Source organism: Flavobacterium sp. TMP13 (assembly GCF_050847115.1).
Taxonomy (GTDB): domain Bacteria; phylum Bacteroidota; class Bacteroidia; order Flavobacteriales; family Flavobacteriaceae; genus Flavobacterium.
This window is the reverse complement of sequence record NZ_CP193656.1, coordinates 2,450,522-2,473,479: the sequence shown is the minus strand read 5'-3', so window position 1 is coordinate 2,473,479 and position 22,958 is coordinate 2,450,522. Positions and strand designations below refer to the sequence as shown.

The window sequence follows — 22,958 nt, the reverse complement described above, 5'->3', positions numbered from 1 at the left end:
TAGAATGAGGCATTACTACTTCTACTACAAGTATTATAAAATATAATCGGTATTAATAAAGTTTGAAGCTCTACTGTTTAGTAATTCTTGTAAAATTTGATTGTTGTAATCGTTGTCTTTTGAAGCAACAAACGTACGAATAGAAAACGAACGCAAGGCATCGTGAATACTCAACGTTCCTACTGCAGAATCCTTACGACCTGTGAAAGGAAAAACGTCTGGTCCTCTTTGACAAGAACTGTTTAAGTTTACTCTACACACTAAATTAACCAAAGTATCAATTAGTGGAGCGATCGTTTTAATATCTTGTCCAAACAAACTTACTTGCTGTCCGTAGTTAGAATCCGCCATGTCATCCAAAGGCTCTTGAATGTCTTTGAAAGTCATTATTGGTACCACTGGTCCAAATTGCTCTTCGTGGTACACACGCATTTCTTTATTTACTGGAAATAAAACTGCAGGAAAAATGAAGTTCTCTGTATGTTTTCCTCCTTTTTCGTTGATAATTTCAGCTCCTTTAGAAACAGCATCATCAATTAATTCTTGAATGTAACTTGGTTTTTCTTTTTCTGGAAGTGGTGTCAAAGACACCCCTTTTTCCCAAGGGTTACCAAATGCTAAAGCATCTACTTTTGCAGCGAAACGTCTGTTAAACTCTGCAGCAATAGATTCGTGAACGTATAATATTTTTAAAGCAGTACAACGCTGTCCGTTAAAAGACAAACTACCTGCGATGCATTCTTGAATTGCTAGATCTAAATCAGCATCTGCCAAAATAATAGCAGGATTTTTTGCTTCTAAGCCTAAAATTAAACGCAGTCTGTTCTTGTTTGGGTGTTGATCTTGCAAAGCAATAGCCGATTTACTGTTTCCGATAAGTGCTAGAACATCAACTTTACCCGATTTCATAATCGGAGAAGCTACTTCGCGCCCTCTACCGTAAACAATGCTAATTACTCCTTTTGGAAAACTGCTTCTAAAAGCCTCTAATAAAGGAGAAATTAATAAAACACCATGTTTTGCAGGTTTAAAAATTACTGGATTTCCCATAATTAAAGCCGGAATCAATAGCGAAAAAGTTTCGTTTAATGGGTAATTGTATGGCCCTAGACATAATACAACACCTAATGGTCCACGACGAACCATAGCATTAACACCTTGAACCTTAGAAAAATGTGCGCTTCTTGTGTTTAATTCTTTGTAACTGTCTATCGTATCGTAAATATATTCTACTGTTCTATCAAATTCTTTTTCAGAATCGCCAAGTGATTTACCAATTTCCCACATCAAAAGTTTGACCACTTCTGTACGTGTTTCTTTCATTTGAGATACAAAATTCTCCATGCATTTTATGCGGTCTACTACCTTCATAGTTGGCCACAAACCTTGTCCTTTATTGTATGCTGCAGTAGCTGCCTCAACAGCCTCATTCGCTTCTGTTTCTCCCATAAAAGGAATAGCGCCTAATAAAGTTGGTGCATAATCCTCTGTTGACGAAATAGTCGAAAAAACTGGTGTTGTTTGTCCAGTCCATTGTTTTAACTCACCATTTACAAGATAGGTTTCTTGCATAATTGGCGCTTTAATCTGAAATTCTTCTGGTATTACATTCATTTTTTTTGGTTGTTTATTGTATAGTTTTTATTAATAGCTCAATAAAAAAGAGGCTCTTCATGCCTCTTCTGTTTTTTTATGGTTCTACTGTTTCGCCTTCCCAATCTAGGAAACCGCCCAATAAATTATACGAATTAGCAAATCCTAATTCATTCATAATCTGGCATGCTTTGGCACTTCTAGCACCAGAACGACAATAGACATAGTAGTTTTTTTCTTTATCTAAATTTTCTAATTCATAAATAAAACCTTGTCCTTTATGAATATCAATATTGATAGCATTTTCAATATAACCTTCATTAAATTCGTCTTCTGTGCGCACATCTAGTATCACTGCGTTATCGTCAGCTTCAAATTGTGCAACCCAATCTTCTTGTGATAAATTCATATTCGTTGTATTTTTTGTAAATTTACGATGTTTTCAGTAAAAAAAAAGCCCCAAATATAGGAATTAGGTTATATTTTAATGAAAACGTTTTAGTGAAACGATAAAAATCAATGAATTACCTAATCTGATATTAATATTATAATTATTAGTACCCAAATTAGCCAAGTAATATCATATTTAAAATTGCGATTCTTTAAATTGCTACTTATTCTATTGCTTATTGTTCGTATTTACATTCTCTTATTTTAAATTATCTTTACACTATTCAAAATCACTTATAATGCAAAATAATTTACCCATTCTTTTTCCAAATTTTTCCAGCTCTCTTATCCAAGAGATCGAAAAAAATGCTGTCAACCAAGAAGTTGTTTCGGGAACTACCTTGATGCGAACCGGTGAATACATCAAAAGCACCGTTTTAATAACCAAAGGAAAAATAAAAGTCTACCGCGAGGGCGAAGATGGCGGTGAATTTTTAATGTACTACTTGCAACCCGGCCAAGCCTGCGCATTATCTATGATTTGTGCTACTAAGAACGAAAAAAGTCAGATAATGGCAAAAGTGGTCGAAGATTCAGAACTCGTAATGGTTCCCTTAAAGCTTATGGATAAATGGATGATGGAACATCGCAGTTGGTATGAATTTGTAATTGAAACCTATAGAAACCGTTTTGAAGAAGTTTTGGAAGTAGTAGATAATATTGCATTTAGATCCATGGATGAACGATTAGAGTTTTACTTAAAAAGGCACAAAGAAGCTTGCGGCTGTAAAGAAGTTAATTTATCGCATCAAGAAATTGCAACCGAACTGAACACCTCTAGAGAAGTTGTTTCTCGATTACTCAAAAAAATGGAACAGCGCGGCTTGGTCAAACTAAATCGAAATCAGATTGAGTTGCTTACTTAAGGTTCTTCTATACTTTAACATTAGCAATCATACCAAATAAACCCAACAATTGTGCAATGTGACTAATGTTACTGTGCATAACGCTAAAATAACCAACCTTTGTTTAAAATTAATAAAGTATGGAATATTTAGGATATTTGGCTTCTATTGTAATTGGACTTTCCTTAGGATTAATTGGAGGTGGTGGCTCGATTTTGACTATTCCTATTTTGGTTTATTTATTTAAGGTCAACCCCGAATTAGCCACGAGTTATTCCCTATTTATTGTTGGAATAACGTCAATAACCGGAAGTTTTAGCCATTACAAAATGGGAAACTTGCAACTCAAATCGGCTTTAGTATTTGCTATTCCTTCGATAGTCTCCATTTTAATTATTCGTGAAGTTATTTTTCCACAGATTGCAAATACGTTATTTACTATTGCATCGTACACAGTTTCTAAGAATCTTTTAATAATGATTGTCTTCTCGGTTTTAATGATTCTTGCTTCTATTTCGATGATCAAAAAAAGACCCGAAAAAGATTCGTTTACTGAGACTAATTTTACGCAATTGGCAATTATAGGATTTGTAGTTGGTATTGTAACTGGGTTTTTAGGCGCTGGTGGCGGATTTTTAATTATTCCAGCCTTACTTTTCTTTGCTAATTTACCGATGAAACAAGCCGTTGGAACTTCACTACTTATTATATCGATCAATTCAATTATTGGATTTGCCGGCGACGTATATATAGGTACACCAATCGATTATAAGTTTTTAATCACAATTTCAATAATGGCCTTTATCGGAATGCTAATTGGCACGCAACTTTCTAAAAAAATCGACGGTAGCAAACTCAAACCCCTATTTGGCTGGTTTGTACTAGTCATGGGAATTTATATCATAGTAAAAGAATTATTCTTTTAATAAAATTAACCACACAAGTGTAACTCTAGTTACAAATGAAACAAAATAACAAACTTATCTTTGCAGGACTTTAAACGAAATGATTATGAAAATAGAACAAATTTATACTGGCTGTTTAGCACAAGGCGCTTATTACATCACTTCAAATGGAGAAGCGGCAATCATTGATCCTTTAAGAGAAATTCAACCTTATCTCGATCGCTTAGAACGAGATGACGTAAAATTAAAATATATTTTCGAAACCCACTTTCATGCCGATTTCGTGTCGGGTCATGTAGACTTAAGTAAAGCAACTGGAGCTCCAATTATTTACGGTCCCAATGCAACTTGCGACTTTGATTGCATTTCAGGAACTGACGGGCAGGAGTTTAAGTTGGGAGAAGTAACTTTTAAATTATTACATACTCCTGGGCATACAATGGAAAGTTCGACCTTTTTATTGAAAGATAAAACAGGAAAAGACCATGCTATTTTCTCTGGAGATACTTTATTTATTGGAGATGTGGGGCGACCTGATTTGGCTCAAAAAGCCGCTTCGATGACCATCGAGCAACTGGCTGGAACGTTATACCATTCGCTACGAGACAAAATTATGACTTTAGCCGATGATGTAATTGTTTATCCAGCGCATGGTGCAGGAAGTGCTTGTGGTAAAAACATGAGTAACGAAACTGTTTCTACTATTGGCAATCAAAAAGAAACCAATTATGCCTTACGTGCCAATATGAGTGAGGCTGAATTTATTACTGAAGTTACAGATGGTTTATTGCCTCCACCCGCATATTTCGGAATGAACGTAGCGATGAACAAAGGCGGTTACGAAAGCTTTGAAACAGTGCTGCACAACGGAATGACACCTGTTGAAGTCAAAGATTTTGAGGCTGTAGCCGAAGAAACTGGTGCTTTAATTTTGGATACGCGCGATAATGGAACTTTCAGCAAAGGCTTTATTCCACAATCGATCAATATCGGAATTGGTGGCGATTTTGCACCTTGGGTAGGTACTTTAATTGGAGATGTAAAACAACCGATTCTTTTGGTTACCGATTCTGGTTTAGAAGAAGAAACTGTTACTCGTTTAAGTCGTGTTGGCTTTGACCATATTATTGGATTTCTAAAAGGAGGATTTGATGCTTGGAAAGAATCTGAAAATGAAATTGATACCGTGAACCGAATTACTGTAGAACAATTTGCAGCTGATTTTAAACCGAATGCAGATAAAGTAATTGACATTAGAAAAGAAACCGAATACGCTGCCGAGCATATTGCCGAAGCATATAATAAACCATTAGCCTATATTAATGACTGGGTAAAAGACATTGACCCAAAAGAACCTTTTTACTTGCACTGTGCTGGAGGATACCGAAGCATGATCGCAGCATCTATTTTACAAGCAAGAGGTTTTAGAAACTTTACTGAAATTGAAGGTGGTTTTGGTGCAATTGCTAAAACAACTGTTCCAAAATCAGATTTTGTTTGTCAGAGTAAAGTATTAAAATAAAATAAGTTAAAGAGATGAGAAGTTACATCGTGACAGAGTTTAAAAAAAGTGTAGAACCCTCAACCTCTCAACCTGAAAAATCATTGAAACTCGCTCAAAAACTTTGAGTCTAAACAAAAACATAAATCTTAAAAAATGAATATCCTAGAAATCATCAGAGAACCTTGGCCTTGGTATATTGCTGGCCCACTTATCGGCTTAACGGTTCCCGTTTTACTATTAATCGGTAATAAATCATTCGGAATTAGTTCTTCATTGCGACATGTGTGCGCGATGTGTATTCCCGCAAATATTTCGTTTTTTAAGTACGATTGGAAAAAAGAAAGCTGGAATTTATTTTTTGTTTTCGGAATCTTTCTGGGAGGAATCATTGCCACCGCATTTTTATCGAATCCTAATGAAGTAATCGTTGCACCAGAATTAGCAACCGAATTAGCAACTTACGGCATTACTGATTTTTCGAAATTATTACCGCCCGAATTATTTTCTTGGGAAAGTTTATTTACGTTACGCGGATTTATAATGATCGTCATCGGCGGATTTTTAGTTGGTTTCGGTACGCGTTATGCCGGTGGTTGCACAAGCGGTCACGCCATTATGGGAATCTCTAATTTACAATGGCCGTCATTAGTAGCAACAATTTGTTTTATGATTGGTGGTTTTATTATGGCCAATTTAATTTTACCACTTATACTTTCTCTTTAAATTTAAAAAAATGAAAAACATAAAATATTTAATAGTCGGGCTTGTATTCGGAATCATATTCATTAAGGCCGAAGTTATTAGTTGGTTTCGCATACAAGAAATGTTTCGTTTGCAATCGTTCTTTATGTATGGAGTAATTGGAAGCGCAGTTATGGTCGGAATGCTGTCGGTTTTCCTCATTAAAAAATTTGACATCAAGACGCTAGATGGCGAAAAAGTAGTTATTCAGCCTAAAACCTTTAGTCAAGGACAAATTTACGGTGGTTTGTTATTTGGTTTTGGTTGGGCCATTACAGGAGCTTGCCCAGGACCATTGTTCGCACAAATTGGAAGTGGTTTTACTGTAGTAGCCATAACTTTAATTAGCGCAATCCTAGGTACCTGGGTTTACGGTTATATTAAGGACAAATTACCTCATTAAAAATAAGACATAGAATGTACTAAAAAGCACTGCCAAAAGCAGTGCTTTTTTATTTCTTAAAAATTTAACACAAACATTTGTATATACAACTATGAATTGTTTTACATTTGTACCTACAAATTTCACAATTACAACTATGACAATTGAAGATGTATTACAGAGCACCGTGAAAATGGATAATCGTCAAAAAGTTATTCTAAATATTATGTTTACCCAAAACTTGCTGCAAGACAAATTTAGTGAAGTCATAAAACCATATGAGTTATCTGGTGAGCAATATAACGTGTTACGAATTTTAAGAGGTCAAAAAGGAAGTCCCGCTAATATGTGCGTGATTCAAGACCGAATGATTGCGAGAACTAGTAATACCACTCGGTTGGTTGATAAATTACTTTTAAAGAACTTAGTTACACGTAATGTTTGCTCAGACAACCGACGAAAAATTGAAGTTTTAATTACGCAAAAAGGTTTAGACATTTTAGCAGAAATAGATCCGAAGCTTGTGGAGTATGAAACAAATTTTTCAAATAATTTAAGCAGTGACGAACTGGAACAATTAAACTTTTTAATCGAAAAGTACAGACAATAATAAATACATAACCACAAATGAATACTTTTTTAGAAAATCAAAACTGGAGATACGCAACAAAGAAATTTGATGCTTCCAAAAAAATATCAGCCGACGATTTAAATTCGCTTAAAGAAGCAATTCGACTGAGTTCTTCTTCGTACGGATTACAACCGTATAAGGTTATTATTGTTGAAAACACAGAGTTGAGAGAAAAGATAAGACCGGTCGCGTGGGGACAAGCCCAAATTACAGAGGCATCACACTTATTTATATTTGCAAACAGAACTGAAATAAGTGAGTCAGAAGTAGATTCGTTCTTTGACAACATCAGTAAAACAAGAGAGATTCCATTAGATTCATTAGCTGGATATCAATCCTTTATGAAAGGAAAAATTAATGAATTATCTACAGATGACGTGAATACATGGAATGCTAAACAAACATATTTAGCACTTGGAAACCTACTGAACGCCGCTGCCGAGTTAAAAATTGATGTAACGCCAATGGAAGGGTTTTCACCAGCCGACGTCAATGAAATTCTAGGTTTAAATGCGCTTGGTTTAACTGCATCGCTCATTGCAACTGTTGGTTACCGCCACGAAGAAGATGCGACCCAACACTTTAAAAAAGTTCGTAAATCAGAAAAGGATTTATTTATCACACTATAACTATCAATACCCATTCAAAATTAAACAAAAATGAAAAATTTTAAGACACTAGCATTAGCATTTGTATTCGTTTTATCTGGCGCAGCAGTTTCTGCACAAACCAAAAAAATTGATGTATCTAAAAGTACAATCAACTGGGTTGGTAAAAAAGTAACAGGACAACATTCAGGAACAGTAAATTTTAAAGATGGTGCCGTAGTTTTTAGCGGAAAAAAGTTAAAAGGTGGAAGTTTTACCGTAGACATGCCGTCTCTTAATGCAACTGATTTATCTGGTGAGTATCAAACAAAATTAAACGGTCACTTAAAAGCAGATGATTTCTTTGGTACTGACAAATATCAAACAGCTACTTTGGTTTTTAAAACGATTGGCGCAAAAAGTGCTGATTTGTATACTGTAACTGCAGACTTAACAATCAAAGGAATTACTAATCCAGTAACTTTTGATGTTGCTGTTAAAGGAAATACCGCTACAACTGCTTTTAAAGTTGATAGAACAAAATACAATATCAAATACAACTCTGGAAGTTTCTTTGAAAGTCTTGGTGACAAAACTATCGATGACAATTTCGAATTAAGCATTGTTTTAAAATTCTAAATACCACGCTTACTAATTTAAAATACCCCGCTAAAATTAATTTTTTATCGGGGTATTTTTTTTTAAAAATTACAAGGACAGTGTCAACAATAGTAGAAATTACAATAGTACTATTAAATACTAGCCTACTCGTTAATAAGTAAAAAATGCACTATCGCCTAGTAAACATCAGATTTATTTGTAGAATCTTACTTAAAAATAATTCCAGATTTCAAGCTTTATAAGAACAGTATTTTTTCAGAGAATTGGTAAGTTCCATCACTTTCAATTTGTTTCTCAGCCCACTAGAACCAAATAATTTAACAAAACAGTCTCTAAATCTTTGATATTTTCAAAATTTTATGTTTGATAAATCAAATTACCTTTATATATTTGTCGTCAGTAAAAAAGAAATATGAAAACAATTACTAACAATACATGGTGGTGGAACAATTTACGTCGATAGTCGTGAACAAAGCTCCTATGGTATAATTAGTACACTATAAATATAAAAGGCTTGTCATCACGACAAGCCTTTTTTTATACGCCAAATTCAACAACTTATTTTAAATTAAAACAAACCAATTTTGAAAACTATAGCACTCCAAACCCAATACAAACAAATTCTGGCAGATACCATTACTCCTGTTAGTGTTTATTTTAAAATTCGAGATAAATTTCCTAACAGTCTTTTACTAGAAAGTAGCGATTACCATGGTAACGACAATAGTTTTTCTTATATCTGCTGCAATACTATTGCGAGTATTAAAATTGAAAACGAAACCATTATCAAAACGTTTCCTGATGGAACTTCCGAAAAAATAGCCATTGACAGCACTACTAATATTCCAGAAATTATTCAAAATTTTTCTAGTTTATTTAAATCAGAAAAAAATGATTTCAAATTCATCAATAACGGACTATTTGGTTACATTTCGTACGATGCAGTTCGTTACTTTGAGAAAGTAGCTATTGCTAAAAAAGATTCGACCACTTCAATTCCTGATGTGTATTATGCGGTATATCAAAACATTATCGCCATCAATCATTTTAAAAACGAGGCTTATATTTTTTGCCATAGTTTAGATAGAAGAAATAATATTTCGGAAATTGAGCAATTGATACAATCTCGAAATATTGCCGAATATAAATTTGCCAAAGATGGAGAAGGTTTCTCTAATTTAACCGACGAAGAATTCAAGCACAATGTGGCTTTAGCCAAAAAACACTGTTATAGAGGTGATGTATTTCAGTTGGTTTTATCACGTCGCTTCACGCAAGGCTTCAAAGGAGACGAATTCAACGTATATCGCGCTTTAAGAAGTATTAACCCATCTCCTTATTTATTCTTTTTCGACTACGGCGACTTTAAAATATTTGGTTCTTCTCCCGAAGCGCAGATTATTGTAAAAGATAGAAAAGCCGAAATTCACCCAATTGCAGGCACATTTAAACGTACCGGAAATGACGAACAAGATGCCATTTTAGCCAAACAATTATCGGAAGATAAAAAAGAAAATAGCGAACATGTCATGTTGGTCGACTTGGCTAGAAATGATTTGAGCCGCAACGGTCATGACGTGAATGTCGAAAAATATAGAGAAGTTCAGTTTTTCTCGCATGTCATTCACTTGGTTTCAAAAGTAACGGGACATTTACATGAAAAAGCTACTACGATGCAAGTGGTTGCAGACACTTTTCCTGCAGGAACTTTAAGTGGCGCACCCAAACACCGCGCCATGCAACTCATCGAAGATTACGAAAAAACGAACCGTAATTTTTACGGTGGTGCGATTGGCTTTATGGATTTTGAAGGCAACTTTAACCATGCCATTATGATTCGTACATTTTTGAGTAAAAACCACCAATTGCATTGTCAAGCTGGCGCAGGAATTGTAGCGAGTTCTAATGAAGAAAGTGAAATGGAAGAAGTCTACAACAAGCTAAGAGCGTTAAATACGGCTTTAGAAATGGCAGAGAAAATTTAAAAAAATAATTTAATATTTTAAAGATTGTTCTATTTCCAAATTCTTCAATCTTTGCATCATTCAATTTTTCAATTATGAAAATAAAAAAAATAGTAGTCATAGACAATTACGATAGTTTTACTTATAATTTAGTTCACTATTTAGAAGATTTAAATTGCGAGGTAACCGTATACCGTAACGATGAATTTGAACTGGAAGAACTAGCTTCTTTCGATAAAATTTTATTGTCACCAGGACCTGGGCTTCCAGATGAAGCTGGATTATTAAAAGAAGTAATTCGTCATTATGCCCCCACCAAAAGCATTTTAGGCGTTTGCTTAGGTCAACAAGCCATTGGAGAGGTTTTTGGCGGAACATTATCTAACTTGGATAAAGTATATCATGGCGTAGCCACCATCGTAAAAAAGTCGGTTACTGACGAACATTTATTTGACGGTCTGGCCGATGAGTTCGAAGTAGGTCGATACCACTCTTGGGTTGTTGATGCTAATTTACCTGATGTTTTAGAAGCGACTTCTTTTGAAGAAAACGGTCAAGTGATGTCTTTGCGTCACAAAATCTACGATGTTCGCGGCGTTCAGTTTCATCCTGAAAGTGTACTGACTCCAAACGGAAAGCAAATTTTAGAAAACTGGGTAAAGAATTAAAACTGAAGACTGAATCTTAAGTATAATTTTTAAAGTAAAAGGTTAAAAGCGCTAAAACTTTAAAACCCATCGAATTTTAAAAAAATGAAAAATATATTAAATAGACTAATCAATCACGAGGTACTTTCAAAAGAAGAGGCAAAAAATGTATTGATTAACATTTCAAACGGAAGTTACAATCAAAATCAGATTTCGTCATTTTTAACGGTCTTTATGATGCGCAGCATTACGATAGACGAACTTTCTGGTTTTCGCGAAGCCTTGTTGGATCTATGTGTACGCATCGACTTATCAGAGTACAACACCATAGACTTATGCGGAACGGGCGGCGACGGAAAAGATACTTTTAATATTTCTACATTGGCTTCTTTTGTGGCAGCAGGTGCTGGAATAAAAGTGGCAAAACACGGAAATTATGGTGTTTCTTCGATCTCAGGTTCCAGTAACGTGATGGAGAAAATGGGAATTAAATTTAGTAACGATTCTGATTTCCTTAAAAATTGTATGGATAAAGCTGGAATAGCAATTTTGCACGCACCATTATTTCATCCTGCCATGAAAAATGTTGGTCCAATACGTAAAGATTTGGCTGTAAAAACATTCTTCAATATGTTAGGGCCAATGGTTAATCCATCGTTTCCTCAAAATCAATTGGTGGGCGTTTTTAATCTTGAGCTTGCGCGCATGTATGCGTATTTGTATCAAAGTACCAATATGAATTTTACCATTTTGCATTCGCTAGATGGTTACGACGAAATTTCTTTGACTGGAGCAACCAAAACTATTACCAATTCGATGGAAGCAATGTTAAAACCTGAAAGTTTTGGTGTTCGTACAGTATTGCAAAGTGAAATTGAAGGCGGAAAGACGATAGACGAATCGGCTGATTTATTTATAAAAATTATTTCTGGAAAAGGAACTGAAGCTCAAAATAACGTGGTTTGCGCCAACGCAGCGATGGCGATTTCAACTGTTACCAAATGCAGTCCGGTAGAAGGATTTGAATTGGCAAAGGAAAGTTTGCTATCGGGAAAAGGATCAAAAGCATTGACTACTCTACAAGAATTAAGTAAATAAAAACACAAATTCCAGAGATGTATACTAATTTTTGAATAAACTTTGAAACTCTGCAACTTAAAACCTAAGAAACTAAAATTAAATGAACATCCTAGATAAAATTATAGTCGACAAACGACAAGAAGTAATTCTTAAAAAATCTATTATTCCAGTAAGACAATTGGAAGCTTCAGTTTTTTTCGGAAAGAAAACAATTTCTTTAAGTCAAAATTTAAAAAACAGCAACACCGGAATTATCGCCGAACACAAACGCCGTTCGCCTTCAAAAGCTGAGATTAATTACAGCTTTACGGTCGAAGAAGTGGTAAAAGGTTATGAAAATGCAGGTGCTTGCGGAATTTCAGTTTTAACTGATGGCAAGTACTTTGGTGGTTCCTTGGATGATTTACTGTTAGCAAGAGCATCGGTTTCAATTCCGCTTCTGCGAAAAGAGTTCATTGTAGACGAATACCAAATCCTAGAGGCAAAAGCACACGGAGCCGATTTAATTTTGCTAATTGCTGCTGTTTTAACACGCGAAGAAATTAAATCTTTATCAGAATTTGCCAAAAGTTTAGGACTCGAAGTTTTGTTAGAAGTACACAATCAGGAAGAGTTAGAAAAATCAATCATGCAAAGTTTGGACATGATTGGAGTAAACAACAGAAATCTAAAAACTTTTGAAGTAAGCTTGGAGTTCAGCAAACAATTGGCCGACCAAATTCCGAATGACTTTGTGAAAGTTTCTGAAAGTGGCATTTCGAACATCGAAGCTATAAAGGAATTAAAGCCATTTGGATATAAAGGATTTTTAATTGGTGAAAACTTCATGAAAACCGATAACGCCGGAAAAGCTGCAACGGAATTTATTCAAGGACTTTAATCCCTGTAACGCCAAAATTCGGAACTGTTAATTTTGAGAAAAAATAAAATGATAGAATACGATTCATCTTCTAGTGCTACTTCCTCCCCTTCTGATAAAGCTGCGGTAGGAATTAAAATTTGCGGTATGAAATATCTCGACAATATAAAAGAAATAGGTTCGCTCCTACCCGATTATATGGGTTTTATATTTTGGGAAAAATCGGCACGTTATTTTGATGGTGTGATTCCGCCTGTAGCTGAAAGTATTAAAAAAACAGGGGTTTTTGTCAACGCATCGGTTTTAGAAATTTCAGATAAAGTAAATAAATACGATTTACAAGCCGTACAATTGCACGGTCAAGAATCAGTTGAGTTTTGCAGTGAGTTAAAAAGTAAGCTTTCTAAAAATATAGAAATAATTAAAGTTTTCTCTATTATTGACACTTTCGATTTTGACGAATTGAAACCTTTTGAAGGTGTTTGTGATTTCTTTTTGTTTGATACCAAAGGTAAATTGCCTGGAGGGAACGGAACCACTTTTGACTGGAAGGTATTGGCTGATTATCCATCGCAAAAACCATTCTTTTTAAGTGGCGGCATTGGTCTTGAAGAATTAAATGATGTCAAACAAATATTAAAATTAAAATTACCCATTTATACCATCGATCTAAACAGTAAATTTGAAATCGAAGCGGGATTAAAAGATAAAAATATATTGAGCGAGTTTCAGCAAAAACTGAAGCTTTAAACTTTAAACAAAAATACAATGAATTTTAATGTAGACGAAAAAGGATATTATGGCGAATTTGGAGGAGCATACATTCCTGAAATGTTGTATCCAAATGTAGAAGAATTGCGTACTCAATATTTAGACATTATGGCTGAGCCCGAGTTTAAAGCCGAGTTCAACCAATTGCTAAAAGATTATGTTGGTAGACCAAGTCCGTTATATTTAGCCAAACGATTATCAGAAAAATACAATACCAAAATTTACCTAAAACGAGAAGACCTCAATCATACTGGCGCTCATAAAATCAACAATACGATTGGTCAAATTTTAGTAGCTAAAAAGTTAGGTAAAAAACGCATCATTGCCGAAACAGGCGCAGGACAACACGGTGTTGCGACCGCTACGGTTTGTGCTTTAATGGGCCTAGAATGCATTGTTTACATGGGCGAAATTGACATTGCGCGTCAAGCACCCAATGTGGCGCGTATGAAAATGCTAGGAGCCGAAGTACGACCAGCACTTTCTGGTTCTCGCACTTTAAAAGATGCAACCAATGAAGCCATTCGCGATTGGATTAACAATCCCGTAGACACGCATTACATCATCGGTTCGGCTATTGGGCCGCATCCTTATCCTGACATGGTAACCCGTTTTCAAAGTATCATTTCCGAAGAAATAAAAACACAATTACAAGAAAAAGAAGGCCGTGAAAATCCCGATTATGTTGTCGCTTGCATTGGTGGTGGTAGTAATGCGGCAGGAACTTTTTATCATTTCTTACATGAACCAGAAGTTGGCATAATCGCGGTTGAAGCAGCTGGAAAAGGAGTAAATTCGGGTCTAAGTGCAGCAACAAGTCAACTAGGTAAAGTGGGGGTTATTCACGGGTGTAAAACTTTATTAATGCAAACTCCAGACGGTCAAATTACAGAACCATATTCGATCTCAGCTGGTTTAGACTATCCTGGAGTTGGTCCCATGCATGCGCATCTAGCAACCTCGGGACGTGCCGAGTTTTTCTCAATTACCGATGACGCGGCAATGATAGCAGGTTTAGAGTTGACTAAACTCGAAGGGATCATTCCGGCTATAGAATCCTCGCATGCATTGGCTCTTTTCAACGAAAAAACGTTTAAACCAACCGATGTTGTTGTCGTTTGTCTTTCGGGTCGTGGCGACAAAGATTTAAATACGTACATTGATTATTTTAAATTATAAGAGAAAAATAATTTGGGCGTTACCCAAGGGCCGGGCTGTACACTAAATCTTTTTTGTGGAAGAGAAAACCACAAAAAAGGATACCGCTTCCATCCCTAACGCTCCTAAATAACGAATAAAATACAAATCATGGAACAGTTATTCTCCTACGGAACATTGCAATCAGAAGAAATTCAAATACAAGTTTTTAATAAATTACTAACCGGAACAGCAGATCAACTTTTGGGTTACAAATTAAAAGATCTAAAAATAGAAGAAGAATTTGGAATGGAAGACTATTTTGTCGCAATTCCGAGCGAGAATCCGCAAGATGCCATTAAAGGTGTACTGTTTGACATCTCAACTGAAGATTTAGACAAGGCAGATTTATTTGAATCTAAATCGTACAAACGAGTTGAAATCATACTAAAATCGGGAACAACTGCTTGGATTTTCATCGAAAGATAATACTCCGATACAAGAGATTTATTTAAAACGATTGCATCAGACAAAAAAATGTACCGTTCATTCAGTGTCGTTTGCAATCATTTTTAAATCAATCAAAATAAACACATGCGAGCCTACTACTTTTTATAAAAGGTGGAAGAAAAAAACCATAATAACATTACAATGAACCGAATAAATCAGAAATTACAAGAAGATAAAAAAATATTCTCCATTTACTTTACTGCAGGTTATCCTAATGTAAATGACACGGCAAAAATCATTCAAGATTTAGAAAAAAATGGCGTTGACATGATCGAAATTGGATTGCCCTTTAGCGATCCTCTGGCTGATGGACCAACTATTCAGGCGAGTTCTACTAAAGCACTTAGAGACGGAATGACTACCGAAATTTTGTTCAATCAGTTAAAAGACATTCGTAAAAGCGTACAAATTCCGCTTGTAATTATGGGTTATTTTAACCCAATGTTGCAATACGGTATTGAAGCTTTTTGTGCAAAATGTGCCGAAGTTGGCGTAGATGGTCTTATAATTCCAGATTTACCTGTTGATGTTTATGCTGATCAGTACAAAACAACATTTGATAAATACGGCCTTAAAAACATCTTTTTAATCACGCCACAAACATCCGAACAACGAATTCGTTTTATTGACAGCGTTTCTGACGGCTTTATTTATATGGTTAGTTCGGCCAGCGTTACTGGTTCACAATCGGGTTTTGGAAATGAGCAAGAAGAGTACTTTCAACGCATTGGAGCTATGAATTTAAAAAACCCACAAATAGTAGGATTCGGAATATCCAATAAAGAAACATTTCAGCAAGCCACTAAATTTGCCAAAGGCGCAATTATAGGGAGTGCTTTTATAAAACATCTAACTGATAAAGGCACCGAAAAAATTTCAGAATTTGTAAGTGCTATTCGTTAAAATTTAAAATTTAAAAAATGGGATTATTTTCAGCATTATTAGGCAATGCAGGCGCAGTAAGCCAAGACGAATTGCAAAAAAAATACGGACAGTTATTGACCGACACCGAAACAATTGAGTTGGGTTTTAAACTCATTCGCGATACTTTTATTTTTACCAACAAACGATTGATTTTGGTAGACAAACAAGGAATTACAGGAAGTAAGACTGAATATAAATCGATCTCGTACAAGAGTATTTCTCGCTTTAGTATAGAAACTGCCGGGACATTTGAACTGGATGCCGAACTAAAAATTTGGGTATCGAGCGAATTACAACCTAGCATTCGCAAACAGTTTAATAAATCGGTAAATGTCTACGAAGTTCAAAAAATATTGGCACATCACGTTTTATAGACATCTTCAATTGTAATGGGACAAATAAAAGTATACGGTTTACGTTAAAACTTACATCCGATTCGAGAAAAAGTATCGGAGATTATTCACGAATGTATGGTTTTAGCTTTTTCTTATCCTAAGGAAAAGAAAGCCCATCGTTTTATTTACATAGACGATGATAGCTATTTTTATTTTTCGGAAAGAACTCCAAAACACATCCTCATAGAAATGCTTGTTTTTGAGGAGAAGCATTGTAGCCAAAAAAAAGTTATACCAGTTCTTAGTTGAGTGCTTTCAAGAAGAGTTGCAAATTAACCCAATTGATCTTGAAATTACACTTATAGAAACGCCACTGCACAATTGGGGAATAAGAGGTAAAAGTGGAGATTATCTGCAGTTAAATTATTCCATCTCGGCTTAACTATTTTTAACCATACTATACAACCGCGAATTTTCATTTATTGAATTTTCGCGGTTTTTTGATGTTTTAATTTCAATAAAAAGAAAGACTATTCTTGCTTAATTATGTTAAAAATAAGTTAAAAATAAAATCAAACAACTGTTTAATTTAAACAAGCGTTTAATTTTGCAGTCAATCTCAACGATATGATTGTACTACCAGAACTAAACGAAAAGAAAATCAAAATTCTTGATGAGGCAGAAAAACTTTTCGCCGAAAAAGGATACGAAGGAACTTCCATTCGAGACATTTCGAAGGAAGCCAAAATAAACGTGGCTATGGTGTCGTATTATTTTGGTTCTAAAGAACGTTTGCTAGAGTCTTTGATCTTATATAAAATTTCTGATTTAAAAAATCAGTTGGAAAATTTATCAAAAGAAAACCTACAACCTATTGAAAAAGTTAATAAATTAATCGAACTTTACATAGCCCGAATCAACTGTAACAGAGGCATTTTCAGGATTATGCACTTCGAAATGACGTCGAAAAAGAATAACAAGCGCTTAAAAATATTTGCAGAAATTAAGAGAGAAAACTTAGCATCTGTCGATCAGATTATTAAGGAAGGCCAAGAAAAAGGAGTTTTTAGAAAAGATATTATCATTCCCTTACTGACTACGACAATTGTAGGAACTTTTTTTCAATTTCATATGAATAAACTTTTTTATCAAGAATTATTTAACCTACACAATGAATCCGATTACAATCAGTATATCAAAAACAGTTTAACAAAACACATTCAACAAACCATAAAAGCACTTCTTGTATATGAAAATTAATCCATTACTGCTCTTCAGTATTTTTCTTGCAGGGTTAACATCTGCTGCTGCTCAAGAAAAGACAAGTTTATCATTGGAAGAAGCCGTTCAAATTGCATGGAAAAAAAGTAACGAATCTGCTTTAGCAACTGCAAAAGTAAACTCCAAACAATACGAACTACAAACGGTAAAGAACAAGCAATATCCTGATGTAAAATTATCTTCACAGTACCAATATCTACCAACAGGAAATATTACCATTTTACTTCCACAAGATCCTAATGCTCCCGGATCGGCTCAGCCTCCAGCTGTAAATCAAATCTTTTTTGCACAAACTGCAGTTTCTATGCCGATATTTTCGGGATTTAAAATTCAGCGTAGTATCAATTTGTACTCCACTTTATATGAAGCAGAAAGTGCTACAGCATTAAAAACGAAGGAAGACATAGCCTTGCGCGTCGTAAAATATTATACCAATTTATACAAAGCACAAAAAACAGTAGAACTTTTAGGAGAGAATCAAAAAAGTGCACAACAACGTGTTAACGATTTTGTTGAATTGGAAAGTAACGGAATCATTCCTAAAAATGATTTACTAAAAGCGCAGTTGCAAGTATCAAAAATTCAACTGTCTGTTGATGAAGCCAAAAACAATCAGAACATTGTAAATTATTATTTGGTAACCTTATTAAAAATGGACCCAAATACTAAAATTACGATTACAGAAAGCGACTTGAGCAAATTTGAACCTCGTATTTTACAATCGGATACCGATCTAGCGTTAAGCAACAGAAAAGATCTAGAAGCGCTTCGCCTACAAGGAAAAGCGAGCGAAGAGAACGTTAAAATTGCCAAGAGCAATTATTATCCTTCGATAGCAATTATTGGCGGTTATGCCCTAATCGATATTAAAAATGCATTGGAAGCAACTAATTTGACCAATGTTGGTGTTGGACTTTCTTATGACTTATCCGGGTTAATAAAAAACAGCACTACTGTTAAAATGGCTCAAAGCAAAGCAGACGAAGCCAAGCACTCTGAAGAAATTCTAATCGATTATATCAAAGTGCAAGTACAACAAGCTGCAGAAGAGTACGACTTGGCTGTCAATCAAGATGTTGTTTACGAACAAGCATTAGCGCAAGCTTCTGAAAATTATCGAATAGTAAAAGATAAATATGATAATGATTTATCAGATACGAACGATTTACTTGAAGCCGACGTGGATCAATTAAGTGCGCAAATCAACAAAGCGGTATCAAAAGCCAATATAATTCAGAAATATTACGAATTACTTTCGGCTACAGGACAAATTTCTCAATCTTTCAATCTTTCAAAAATATAATCATAACTATCATGGAAAAGAAAAAATCAAATACCAAATTTATAATAATATTAGTTCTCTTGGTAGTTATAGGTGGAGGATACGGAACATACAAATACATGCACTCGTTAGGTCATGAAGAAACCGATGATGCACAAATTGAGAAAAACATGAACCCAATTATTCCGAGAGTCCCGGGATATATTAGCAAAGTGTATGTAAAAGACAACCAATTTGTAAAAACTGGCGATACCTTATTCTCTATTGATAAAAGAGATTATCAGTTAAAAATTGAAGATGCAAAAGCAGCTTTATTGGGAGCTGAAGGACAATATGCTGCCGCAAAAGCTGATATTGGAAGTGCTTATGCAAGCGTATCTGTATCTGATGCTAATATGAAGTCGGCTAGTGGAAACATTGAAACTGCAAAGATACGATTGACTCAAATTACAAATGACTACAACCGTTACAGTAATTTGTACAAAAATCACACAATCACCAAGCAGCAATATGAAAAAGCTTTGACTGCTAAACAAGAAGCTGAAAGTCAAATTCGCAATTTAGAGGCGCAACAAAAAGCAAGTTCTTTTCAGAAAAATGCAATTGAAGCAAAGTCTAAAGCATCGGACAAACAGACTGAAGTGGCTGCTGCAAATATTGAAAGAGCCAAAACAATGTTGGAAGTTGCCGAATTAAATTTAACGTATACCGTAGTTACTGCTGCTATCGATGGTCAACTTTCAAAAGTAGATATTCAGCCAGGACAGCTAGTACAACCAGGACAATCTTTGTTCTACATTATTAATAATGCCGAAGCTTGGGTTGTGGCTAATTTTAAAGAAACACAATTAAATAAAATGATTGTAGGTCAAAAAGTGACGATCAAAGTAGATGCGTATCCTGGTTATGAATTTAAAGGGACAGTGGGATCATTTTCTCCAGCTACTGGATCTCGATTTTCATTATTACCACCAGACAATGCGACAGGTAACTTTGTAAAAACGATTCAGCGTTTACCCGTTCGCATCACATTAGACGAATCGAATGATCCTGAAAAAATTAAATTACTTCGTTCAGGAATGAATGTTGACGTAGATGTACATTTAAAATAAATTTTAATCGCTGGCTGCTATCAAAACTGGTAGTAGGCAGTGTCACAATACTATCAAAAGATGGCGCAAACGGGACAAGATGATTTAGTAGAATATGGCTTTAGACGGGTTATTATAACCATTACTGCCGTACTCTGTGCCTTATTAGAAATTGTCGATACAACAATTGTGAATGTTGCATTAAATGATATGCGTGGGAGCCTTGGCGCTACACTTACAGATGTTGCGTGGGTTATTACTGCTTATGCAATTGCTAACGTAATTGTAATTCCGATGACCAGTTGGCTTTCCCAGCAATTTGGACGACGTAATTATTTTGCTGTTTCGATTGTCATCTTTACAGTTTCCTCGTTTTTATGCGGAAACGCGACCAATATTTGGGAACTAGTAGCCTTTAGATTCGTGCAAGGTTTAGGTGGTGGAGCACTTTTAGTTACGGCACAAACCATCATCACCGAAAGTTATCCCGTTGCAAAACGTGGAATGGCACAAGCAATTTACGGAATGGGTGTGATTGTTGGACCAACACTTGGACCACCTTTAGGAGGCTATTTGGTTGATAATTATAGTTGGCCTTATATATTTTATATTAATATTCCCTTGGGAATTATCGCTACGTTACTGACGCTTTCTTTTGTGAAAAGTCCGAAATACGGTGGAAAATTAAAAGCCAGCCAAGTCGATTGGTGGGGAATTGTATTTCTTGCTACTTTTATTGGTTCACTTCAATTTATATTAGAACACGGGCAACAAGACGACTGGTTTAATGACGGTTTAATTGTAACCTTGACGGTAACAACTGTTTTTGGTTTACTCTTTTTCATTTGGCGCGAACTCACCTTTGAGCATCCTATTGTCAATTTACGAGTATTGAAAGATACCAATCTACGAGTCGGAACAATTTTAACATTTATCTTAGGTTTCGGACTGTATGGCTCTACTTTTATAATTCCGATTTATACGCAATCTGTTTTGGGATGGACTGCTTTTCAAGCTGGAATGTTCTTGATACCAAGTTCACTAACCACAGCGTTCATGATGCCAATTATTGGAAAAATGATTCAGAAAGGATTGCCACAATCGTACATGATTGCAGCTGGTTTCTTAACGTTCTTTTTCTTTTCATTTATTATGCGCAACGTGTTAACAGGTGATACAGGAACTGAACACATGTTTTGGCCGTTAATTATGAGAGGTTTGGGTCTTGGATTGTTATTTGTACCAATAACCACATTATCACTCTCTACACTATCAGGAAAAAGTATTGGTGAAGGTGCGGCATTTACAGGAATGACACGTCAATTAGGAGGTTCTTTTGGTATTGCTTTAATAACAACATTTATTACCCGCCAAACACAGACACATCGTGTTGATTTAGTTGCCAACTTAGATCCCACCAATTTCAACGTGCAGCAAACTATTCAGCAATTGCAAATGGGTTTCATGTCTAAAGGGTTCTCGATAAACGAATCACTTGCCAAAGCCTATCAAGTATTAGATCATAAAGTCACGACGCAAGCGACAATCTTGTCATTTCAAGATATATTCTGGTATTTAGCGATCTTATTTTTAGTATGTATTCCTTTTATGTTTTTAATTAAAAAAGGAAAAAACACCATTGATCCCGCTGATGCCATGCACTAAATAATAATATAGTTAAACAAAAAATCCGAATTCATGACAAGTATGAATTCGGATTTTTTTTATTCAAATTTAGTCTAGACAAAGTTGTATCTAAACAATTTAGATGCATGCTAAATTGTTTAGATACCTTTATTAAAAACTCTTGAACTTTGAAGATCTGAATCTCTGAACCTTCAAAAAAACTTATCGCGTAAAAATCAAATGATTGTCTTTGGATAAATTAGCGTCAAATTGATACCCATCATAATTGAAACCTTTCAAATCAGCAACTGTTTCGGCATTAGTATCAATAATGTAGCGCACCATCATTCCGCGTGCTTTTTTAGCATAAAAGCTAATTATCTTTAATTTACCCTCTTTATAATCTTTAAAATCTGGTGTAATTACAGGCACTTTTAACAGTTTTTCGTCCACGGCCGAAAAATATTCTTTACTCGCTAAATTAACAAATAGCTCGTCTTTTTTTAATTCTTTATTTAAGGCGTTGGTGACAATTGGTTTCCAAAACTCATGAATATTTTTTGCATCATCAATAGGCAATTTAATTCCCATTTCTAAACGGTATGCTTGCATCAAGTCCAGTGGCTTTAAAATACCGTACAGGCCGGATAAAATACGAAGTTTATCTTGCAACGCATCTATTTTGTCAACCGGAATCGTGTAGGCATCTAATCCTGTGTATACATCTCCATCAAAAGTATAAATTGCCGGGCGCGCATTTTTAGTAGTAAAAGGGGTTTTCCAATCTTGGTTGCGTTGCCAATTTAAATCAGCCAACTTATCTGAAATTGACATCAGTGCCGACAAATCTTTTGGAGTTTTAGTTTTTATAACCGCATGCACTTTTTTAGCTTCACTTAATAAAATAGAAGTGGTATGCCGCGTTGTTGGTAAATCTGATTCGAAATTTAAGGACTTGGCAGGTGATATAACAATTTTCATTTGTATACATTTTCGATTTACTCAAAAGTACAAATTACGTTTAAAAATTCCGCCGATTTGAATTGATTTGTTTGATAGTTCTATCTTAAAAATTGTCGAACGTTACTTAAAAAAAAAAATGATAATTGGCGTGAAGTGGAATTAAGCTGTATAAACTATCTAAATTCAAAAAACGACTGTTAGAAATTTCTTAAATGTGGAAAAAAACAGC

The 22,958-nt window shown here is 35.0% G+C and carries 25 protein-coding genes; 22 read left to right on the top strand and 3 right to left on the bottom strand.

Features of this window, described 5'->3' with window-relative positions:
- Positions 1–33 precede the first annotated feature (33 nt).
- Together ACRASX_RS10710 and ACRASX_RS10705 are read right to left on the bottom strand one after the other, a co-directional pair.
- Complete coding sequence (locus ACRASX_RS10710) at positions 34–1,614, bottom strand: NADP-dependent glyceraldehyde-3-phosphate dehydrogenase (RefSeq protein WP_066308471.1); 1,581 nt, start codon at positions 1,612–1,614, stop codon at positions 34–36.
- Positions 1,615–1,690: 76 nt separating this feature from the next.
- Positions 1,691–2,002: a rhodanese-like domain-containing protein gene (locus ACRASX_RS10705; RefSeq protein WP_066308476.1), complete on the bottom strand. Its 312-nt coding sequence runs from the start codon at positions 2,000–2,002 to the stop codon at positions 1,691–1,693.
- A 280-nt stretch (positions 2,003–2,282) separates the two neighbouring features.
- Here ACRASX_RS10705 and ACRASX_RS10700 point away from each other — a divergent pair, with 280 nt between their 5' ends.
- From ACRASX_RS10700 to ACRASX_RS10595, 22 genes are all read left to right on the top strand, one after another.
- Entirely contained in the window at positions 2,283–2,909 is a 627-nt protein-coding gene (locus tag ACRASX_RS10700; protein WP_432221206.1) for a Crp/Fnr family transcriptional regulator, read from the top strand.
- A 119-nt stretch (positions 2,910–3,028) separates the two neighbouring features.
- A complete protein-coding gene (locus ACRASX_RS10695) occupies positions 3,029–3,814 on the top strand; it encodes a sulfite exporter TauE/SafE family protein (RefSeq protein WP_432221205.1) in 786 nt (261 codons plus the stop codon).
- Positions 3,815–3,899: 85 nt separating this feature from the next.
- Positions 3,900–5,315: an MBL fold metallo-hydrolase gene (locus ACRASX_RS10690; protein WP_432221204.1), complete on the top strand. Its 1,416-nt coding sequence runs from the start codon at positions 3,900–3,902 to the stop codon at positions 5,313–5,315.
- A gap of 135 nt (positions 5,316–5,450) precedes the next feature.
- A complete protein-coding gene (locus ACRASX_RS10685) occupies positions 5,451–6,020 on the top strand; it encodes a YeeE/YedE family protein (RefSeq protein ID WP_369815137.1) in 570 nt (189 codons plus the stop codon).
- A gap of 10 nt (positions 6,021–6,030) precedes the next feature.
- Positions 6,031–6,441 (top strand): DUF6691 family protein, encoded by a 411-nt coding sequence (locus tag ACRASX_RS10680; RefSeq protein ID WP_432221203.1) that lies wholly within the window; start codon positions 6,031–6,033, stop codon positions 6,439–6,441.
- A 136-nt stretch (positions 6,442–6,577) separates the two neighbouring features.
- Complete coding sequence (locus tag ACRASX_RS10675; protein WP_432221202.1) at positions 6,578–7,030, top strand: MarR family winged helix-turn-helix transcriptional regulator; 453 nt, start codon at positions 6,578–6,580, stop codon at positions 7,028–7,030.
- A 17-nt stretch (positions 7,031–7,047) separates the two neighbouring features.
- Entirely contained in the window at positions 7,048–7,680 is a 633-nt protein-coding gene (locus tag ACRASX_RS10670) for an NAD(P)H-dependent oxidoreductase (RefSeq protein ID WP_066308491.1), read from the top strand.
- Between the two features lie 30 nt (positions 7,681–7,710).
- Positions 7,711–8,277 (top strand): YceI family protein, encoded by a 567-nt coding sequence (locus ACRASX_RS10665; RefSeq protein ID WP_432221201.1) that lies wholly within the window; start codon positions 7,711–7,713, stop codon positions 8,275–8,277.
- 566 nt (positions 8,278–8,843) lie between these two features.
- Entirely contained in the window at positions 8,844–10,244 is a 1,401-nt protein-coding gene (locus ACRASX_RS10660; RefSeq protein WP_432221200.1) for an anthranilate synthase component I family protein, read from the top strand.
- Positions 10,245–10,324: 80 nt separating this feature from the next.
- Complete coding sequence (locus ACRASX_RS10655; protein ID WP_432223083.1) at positions 10,325–10,891, top strand: anthranilate synthase component II; 567 nt, start codon at positions 10,325–10,327, stop codon at positions 10,889–10,891.
- Positions 10,892–10,975: 84 nt separating this feature from the next.
- Positions 10,976–11,968 (top strand): anthranilate phosphoribosyltransferase, encoded by a 993-nt coding sequence (trpD, locus tag ACRASX_RS10650; RefSeq protein WP_432221199.1) that lies wholly within the window; start codon positions 10,976–10,978, stop codon positions 11,966–11,968.
- Between the two features lie 82 nt (positions 11,969–12,050).
- The gene (trpC, locus tag ACRASX_RS10645) at positions 12,051–12,830 is read left to right on the top strand and encodes an indole-3-glycerol phosphate synthase TrpC (protein WP_432221198.1); all 780 of its coding nucleotides are present in this window, start codon (positions 12,051–12,053) and stop codon (positions 12,828–12,830) included.
- Between the two features lie 126 nt (positions 12,831–12,956).
- Positions 12,957–13,559: a phosphoribosylanthranilate isomerase gene (locus ACRASX_RS10640; protein ID WP_432223082.1), complete on the top strand. Its 603-nt coding sequence runs from the start codon at positions 12,957–12,959 to the stop codon at positions 13,557–13,559.
- A gap of 18 nt (positions 13,560–13,577) precedes the next feature.
- Positions 13,578–14,759, top strand: coding sequence for a tryptophan synthase subunit beta (trpB, locus tag ACRASX_RS10635; RefSeq protein ID WP_066308504.1), 1,182 nt, complete (start codon positions 13,578–13,580; stop codon positions 14,757–14,759).
- Between the two features lie 129 nt (positions 14,760–14,888).
- A complete protein-coding gene (locus ACRASX_RS10630; RefSeq protein WP_432221197.1) occupies positions 14,889–15,206 on the top strand; it encodes a gamma-glutamylcyclotransferase family protein in 318 nt (105 codons plus the stop codon).
- A 162-nt stretch (positions 15,207–15,368) separates the two neighbouring features.
- Positions 15,369–16,130, top strand: coding sequence for a tryptophan synthase subunit alpha (trpA, locus tag ACRASX_RS10625; RefSeq protein WP_432221196.1), 762 nt, complete (start codon positions 15,369–15,371; stop codon positions 16,128–16,130).
- A 17-nt stretch (positions 16,131–16,147) separates the two neighbouring features.
- Positions 16,148–16,525 carry a PH domain-containing protein gene (locus ACRASX_RS10620; protein WP_066308513.1) on the top strand — a complete coding sequence of 126 codons (378 nt, stop codon included), beginning with the start codon at positions 16,148–16,150 and terminating at the stop codon, positions 16,523–16,525.
- A gap of 220 nt (positions 16,526–16,745) precedes the next feature.
- Positions 16,746–16,928, top strand: a complete 183-nt coding sequence (locus ACRASX_RS10615) for a tautomerase family protein (protein WP_197413387.1) — start codon at positions 16,746–16,748, stop codon at positions 16,926–16,928.
- Between the two features lie 185 nt (positions 16,929–17,113).
- Positions 17,114–17,746: a TetR/AcrR family transcriptional regulator gene (locus ACRASX_RS10610; RefSeq protein ID WP_066308515.1), complete on the top strand. Its 633-nt coding sequence runs from the start codon at positions 17,114–17,116 to the stop codon at positions 17,744–17,746.
- Entirely contained in the window at positions 17,736–19,070 is a 1,335-nt protein-coding gene (locus ACRASX_RS10605; protein ID WP_066308517.1) for a TolC family protein, read from the top strand. The genes ACRASX_RS10610 and ACRASX_RS10605 overlap by 11 nt, the downstream gene beginning before the upstream one ends.
- Before the next feature lie 11 nt (positions 19,071–19,081).
- Positions 19,082–20,161, top strand: coding sequence for an HlyD family secretion protein (locus ACRASX_RS10600; RefSeq protein ID WP_066308519.1), 1,080 nt, complete (start codon positions 19,082–19,084; stop codon positions 20,159–20,161).
- A 60-nt stretch (positions 20,162–20,221) separates the two neighbouring features.
- On the top strand, positions 20,222–21,805 hold the full coding sequence (locus ACRASX_RS10595; protein WP_066308521.1) for a DHA2 family efflux MFS transporter permease subunit: 1,584 nt from the start codon (positions 20,222–20,224) through the stop codon (positions 21,803–21,805).
- 183 nt (positions 21,806–21,988) lie between these two features.
- Here ACRASX_RS10595 and yaaA read toward each other — a convergent pair whose 3' ends face one another.
- The gene (yaaA, locus tag ACRASX_RS10590; RefSeq protein WP_432221195.1) at positions 21,989–22,747 is read right to left on the bottom strand and encodes a peroxide stress protein YaaA; all 759 of its coding nucleotides are present in this window, start codon (positions 22,745–22,747) and stop codon (positions 21,989–21,991) included.
- Positions 22,748–22,958: the final 211 nt, after the last annotated feature.

Excerpts from the sequence above, each read along its gene's own strand:
- ACRASX_RS10620 (WP_066308513.1), top strand. The coding sequence starts at position 16,148 with ATGGGATTATTTTCAGCATTATTAGGCAATGCAGGCGCAGTAAGCCAA.
- trpA (WP_432221196.1), top strand. The coding sequence starts at position 15,369 with ATGAACCGAATAAATCAGAAATTACAAGAAGATAAAAAAATATTCTCC.
- ACRASX_RS10705 (WP_066308476.1), bottom strand. The coding sequence starts at position 2,002 with ATGAATTTATCACAAGAAGATTGGGTTGCACAATTTGAAGCTGACGAT.
- ACRASX_RS10640 (WP_432223082.1), top strand. The coding sequence starts at position 12,957 with ATGAAATATCTCGACAATATAAAAGAAATAGGTTCGCTCCTACCCGAT.
- ACRASX_RS10675 (WP_432221202.1), top strand. The coding sequence starts at position 6,578 with ATGACAATTGAAGATGTATTACAGAGCACCGTGAAAATGGATAATCGT.
- ACRASX_RS10680 (WP_432221203.1), top strand. The coding sequence starts at position 6,031 with ATGAAAAACATAAAATATTTAATAGTCGGGCTTGTATTCGGAATCATA.
- ACRASX_RS10600 (WP_066308519.1), top strand. The coding sequence starts at position 19,082 with ATGGAAAAGAAAAAATCAAATACCAAATTTATAATAATATTAGTTCTC.
- trpD (WP_432221199.1), top strand. The coding sequence starts at position 10,976 with ATGAAAAATATATTAAATAGACTAATCAATCACGAGGTACTTTCAAAA.
- ACRASX_RS10710 (WP_066308471.1), bottom strand. The coding sequence starts at position 1,614 with ATGAATGTAATACCAGAAGAATTTCAGATTAAAGCGCCAATTATGCAA.
- ACRASX_RS10595 (WP_066308521.1), top strand. The coding sequence starts at position 20,222 with ATGGCGCAAACGGGACAAGATGATTTAGTAGAATATGGCTTTAGACGG.
- trpC (WP_432221198.1), top strand. The coding sequence starts at position 12,051 with ATGAACATCCTAGATAAAATTATAGTCGACAAACGACAAGAAGTAATT.
- ACRASX_RS10630 (WP_432221197.1), top strand. The coding sequence starts at position 14,889 with ATGGAACAGTTATTCTCCTACGGAACATTGCAATCAGAAGAAATTCAA.
- ACRASX_RS10690 (WP_432221204.1), top strand. The coding sequence starts at position 3,900 with ATGAAAATAGAACAAATTTATACTGGCTGTTTAGCACAAGGCGCTTAT.
- ACRASX_RS10605 (WP_066308517.1), top strand. The coding sequence starts at position 17,736 with ATGAAAATTAATCCATTACTGCTCTTCAGTATTTTTCTTGCAGGGTTA.
- ACRASX_RS10695 (WP_432221205.1), top strand. The coding sequence starts at position 3,029 with ATGGAATATTTAGGATATTTGGCTTCTATTGTAATTGGACTTTCCTTA.
- ACRASX_RS10670 (WP_066308491.1), top strand. The coding sequence starts at position 7,048 with ATGAATACTTTTTTAGAAAATCAAAACTGGAGATACGCAACAAAGAAA.
- ACRASX_RS10700 (WP_432221206.1), top strand. The coding sequence starts at position 2,283 with ATGCAAAATAATTTACCCATTCTTTTTCCAAATTTTTCCAGCTCTCTT.
- ACRASX_RS10665 (WP_432221201.1), top strand. The coding sequence starts at position 7,711 with ATGAAAAATTTTAAGACACTAGCATTAGCATTTGTATTCGTTTTATCT.
- trpB (WP_066308504.1), top strand. The coding sequence starts at position 13,578 with ATGAATTTTAATGTAGACGAAAAAGGATATTATGGCGAATTTGGAGGA.
- ACRASX_RS10610 (WP_066308515.1), top strand. The coding sequence starts at position 17,114 with ATGATTGTACTACCAGAACTAAACGAAAAGAAAATCAAAATTCTTGAT.
- ACRASX_RS10685 (WP_369815137.1), top strand. The coding sequence starts at position 5,451 with ATGAATATCCTAGAAATCATCAGAGAACCTTGGCCTTGGTATATTGCT.
- yaaA (WP_432221195.1), bottom strand. The coding sequence starts at position 22,747 with ATGAAAATTGTTATATCACCTGCCAAGTCCTTAAATTTCGAATCAGAT.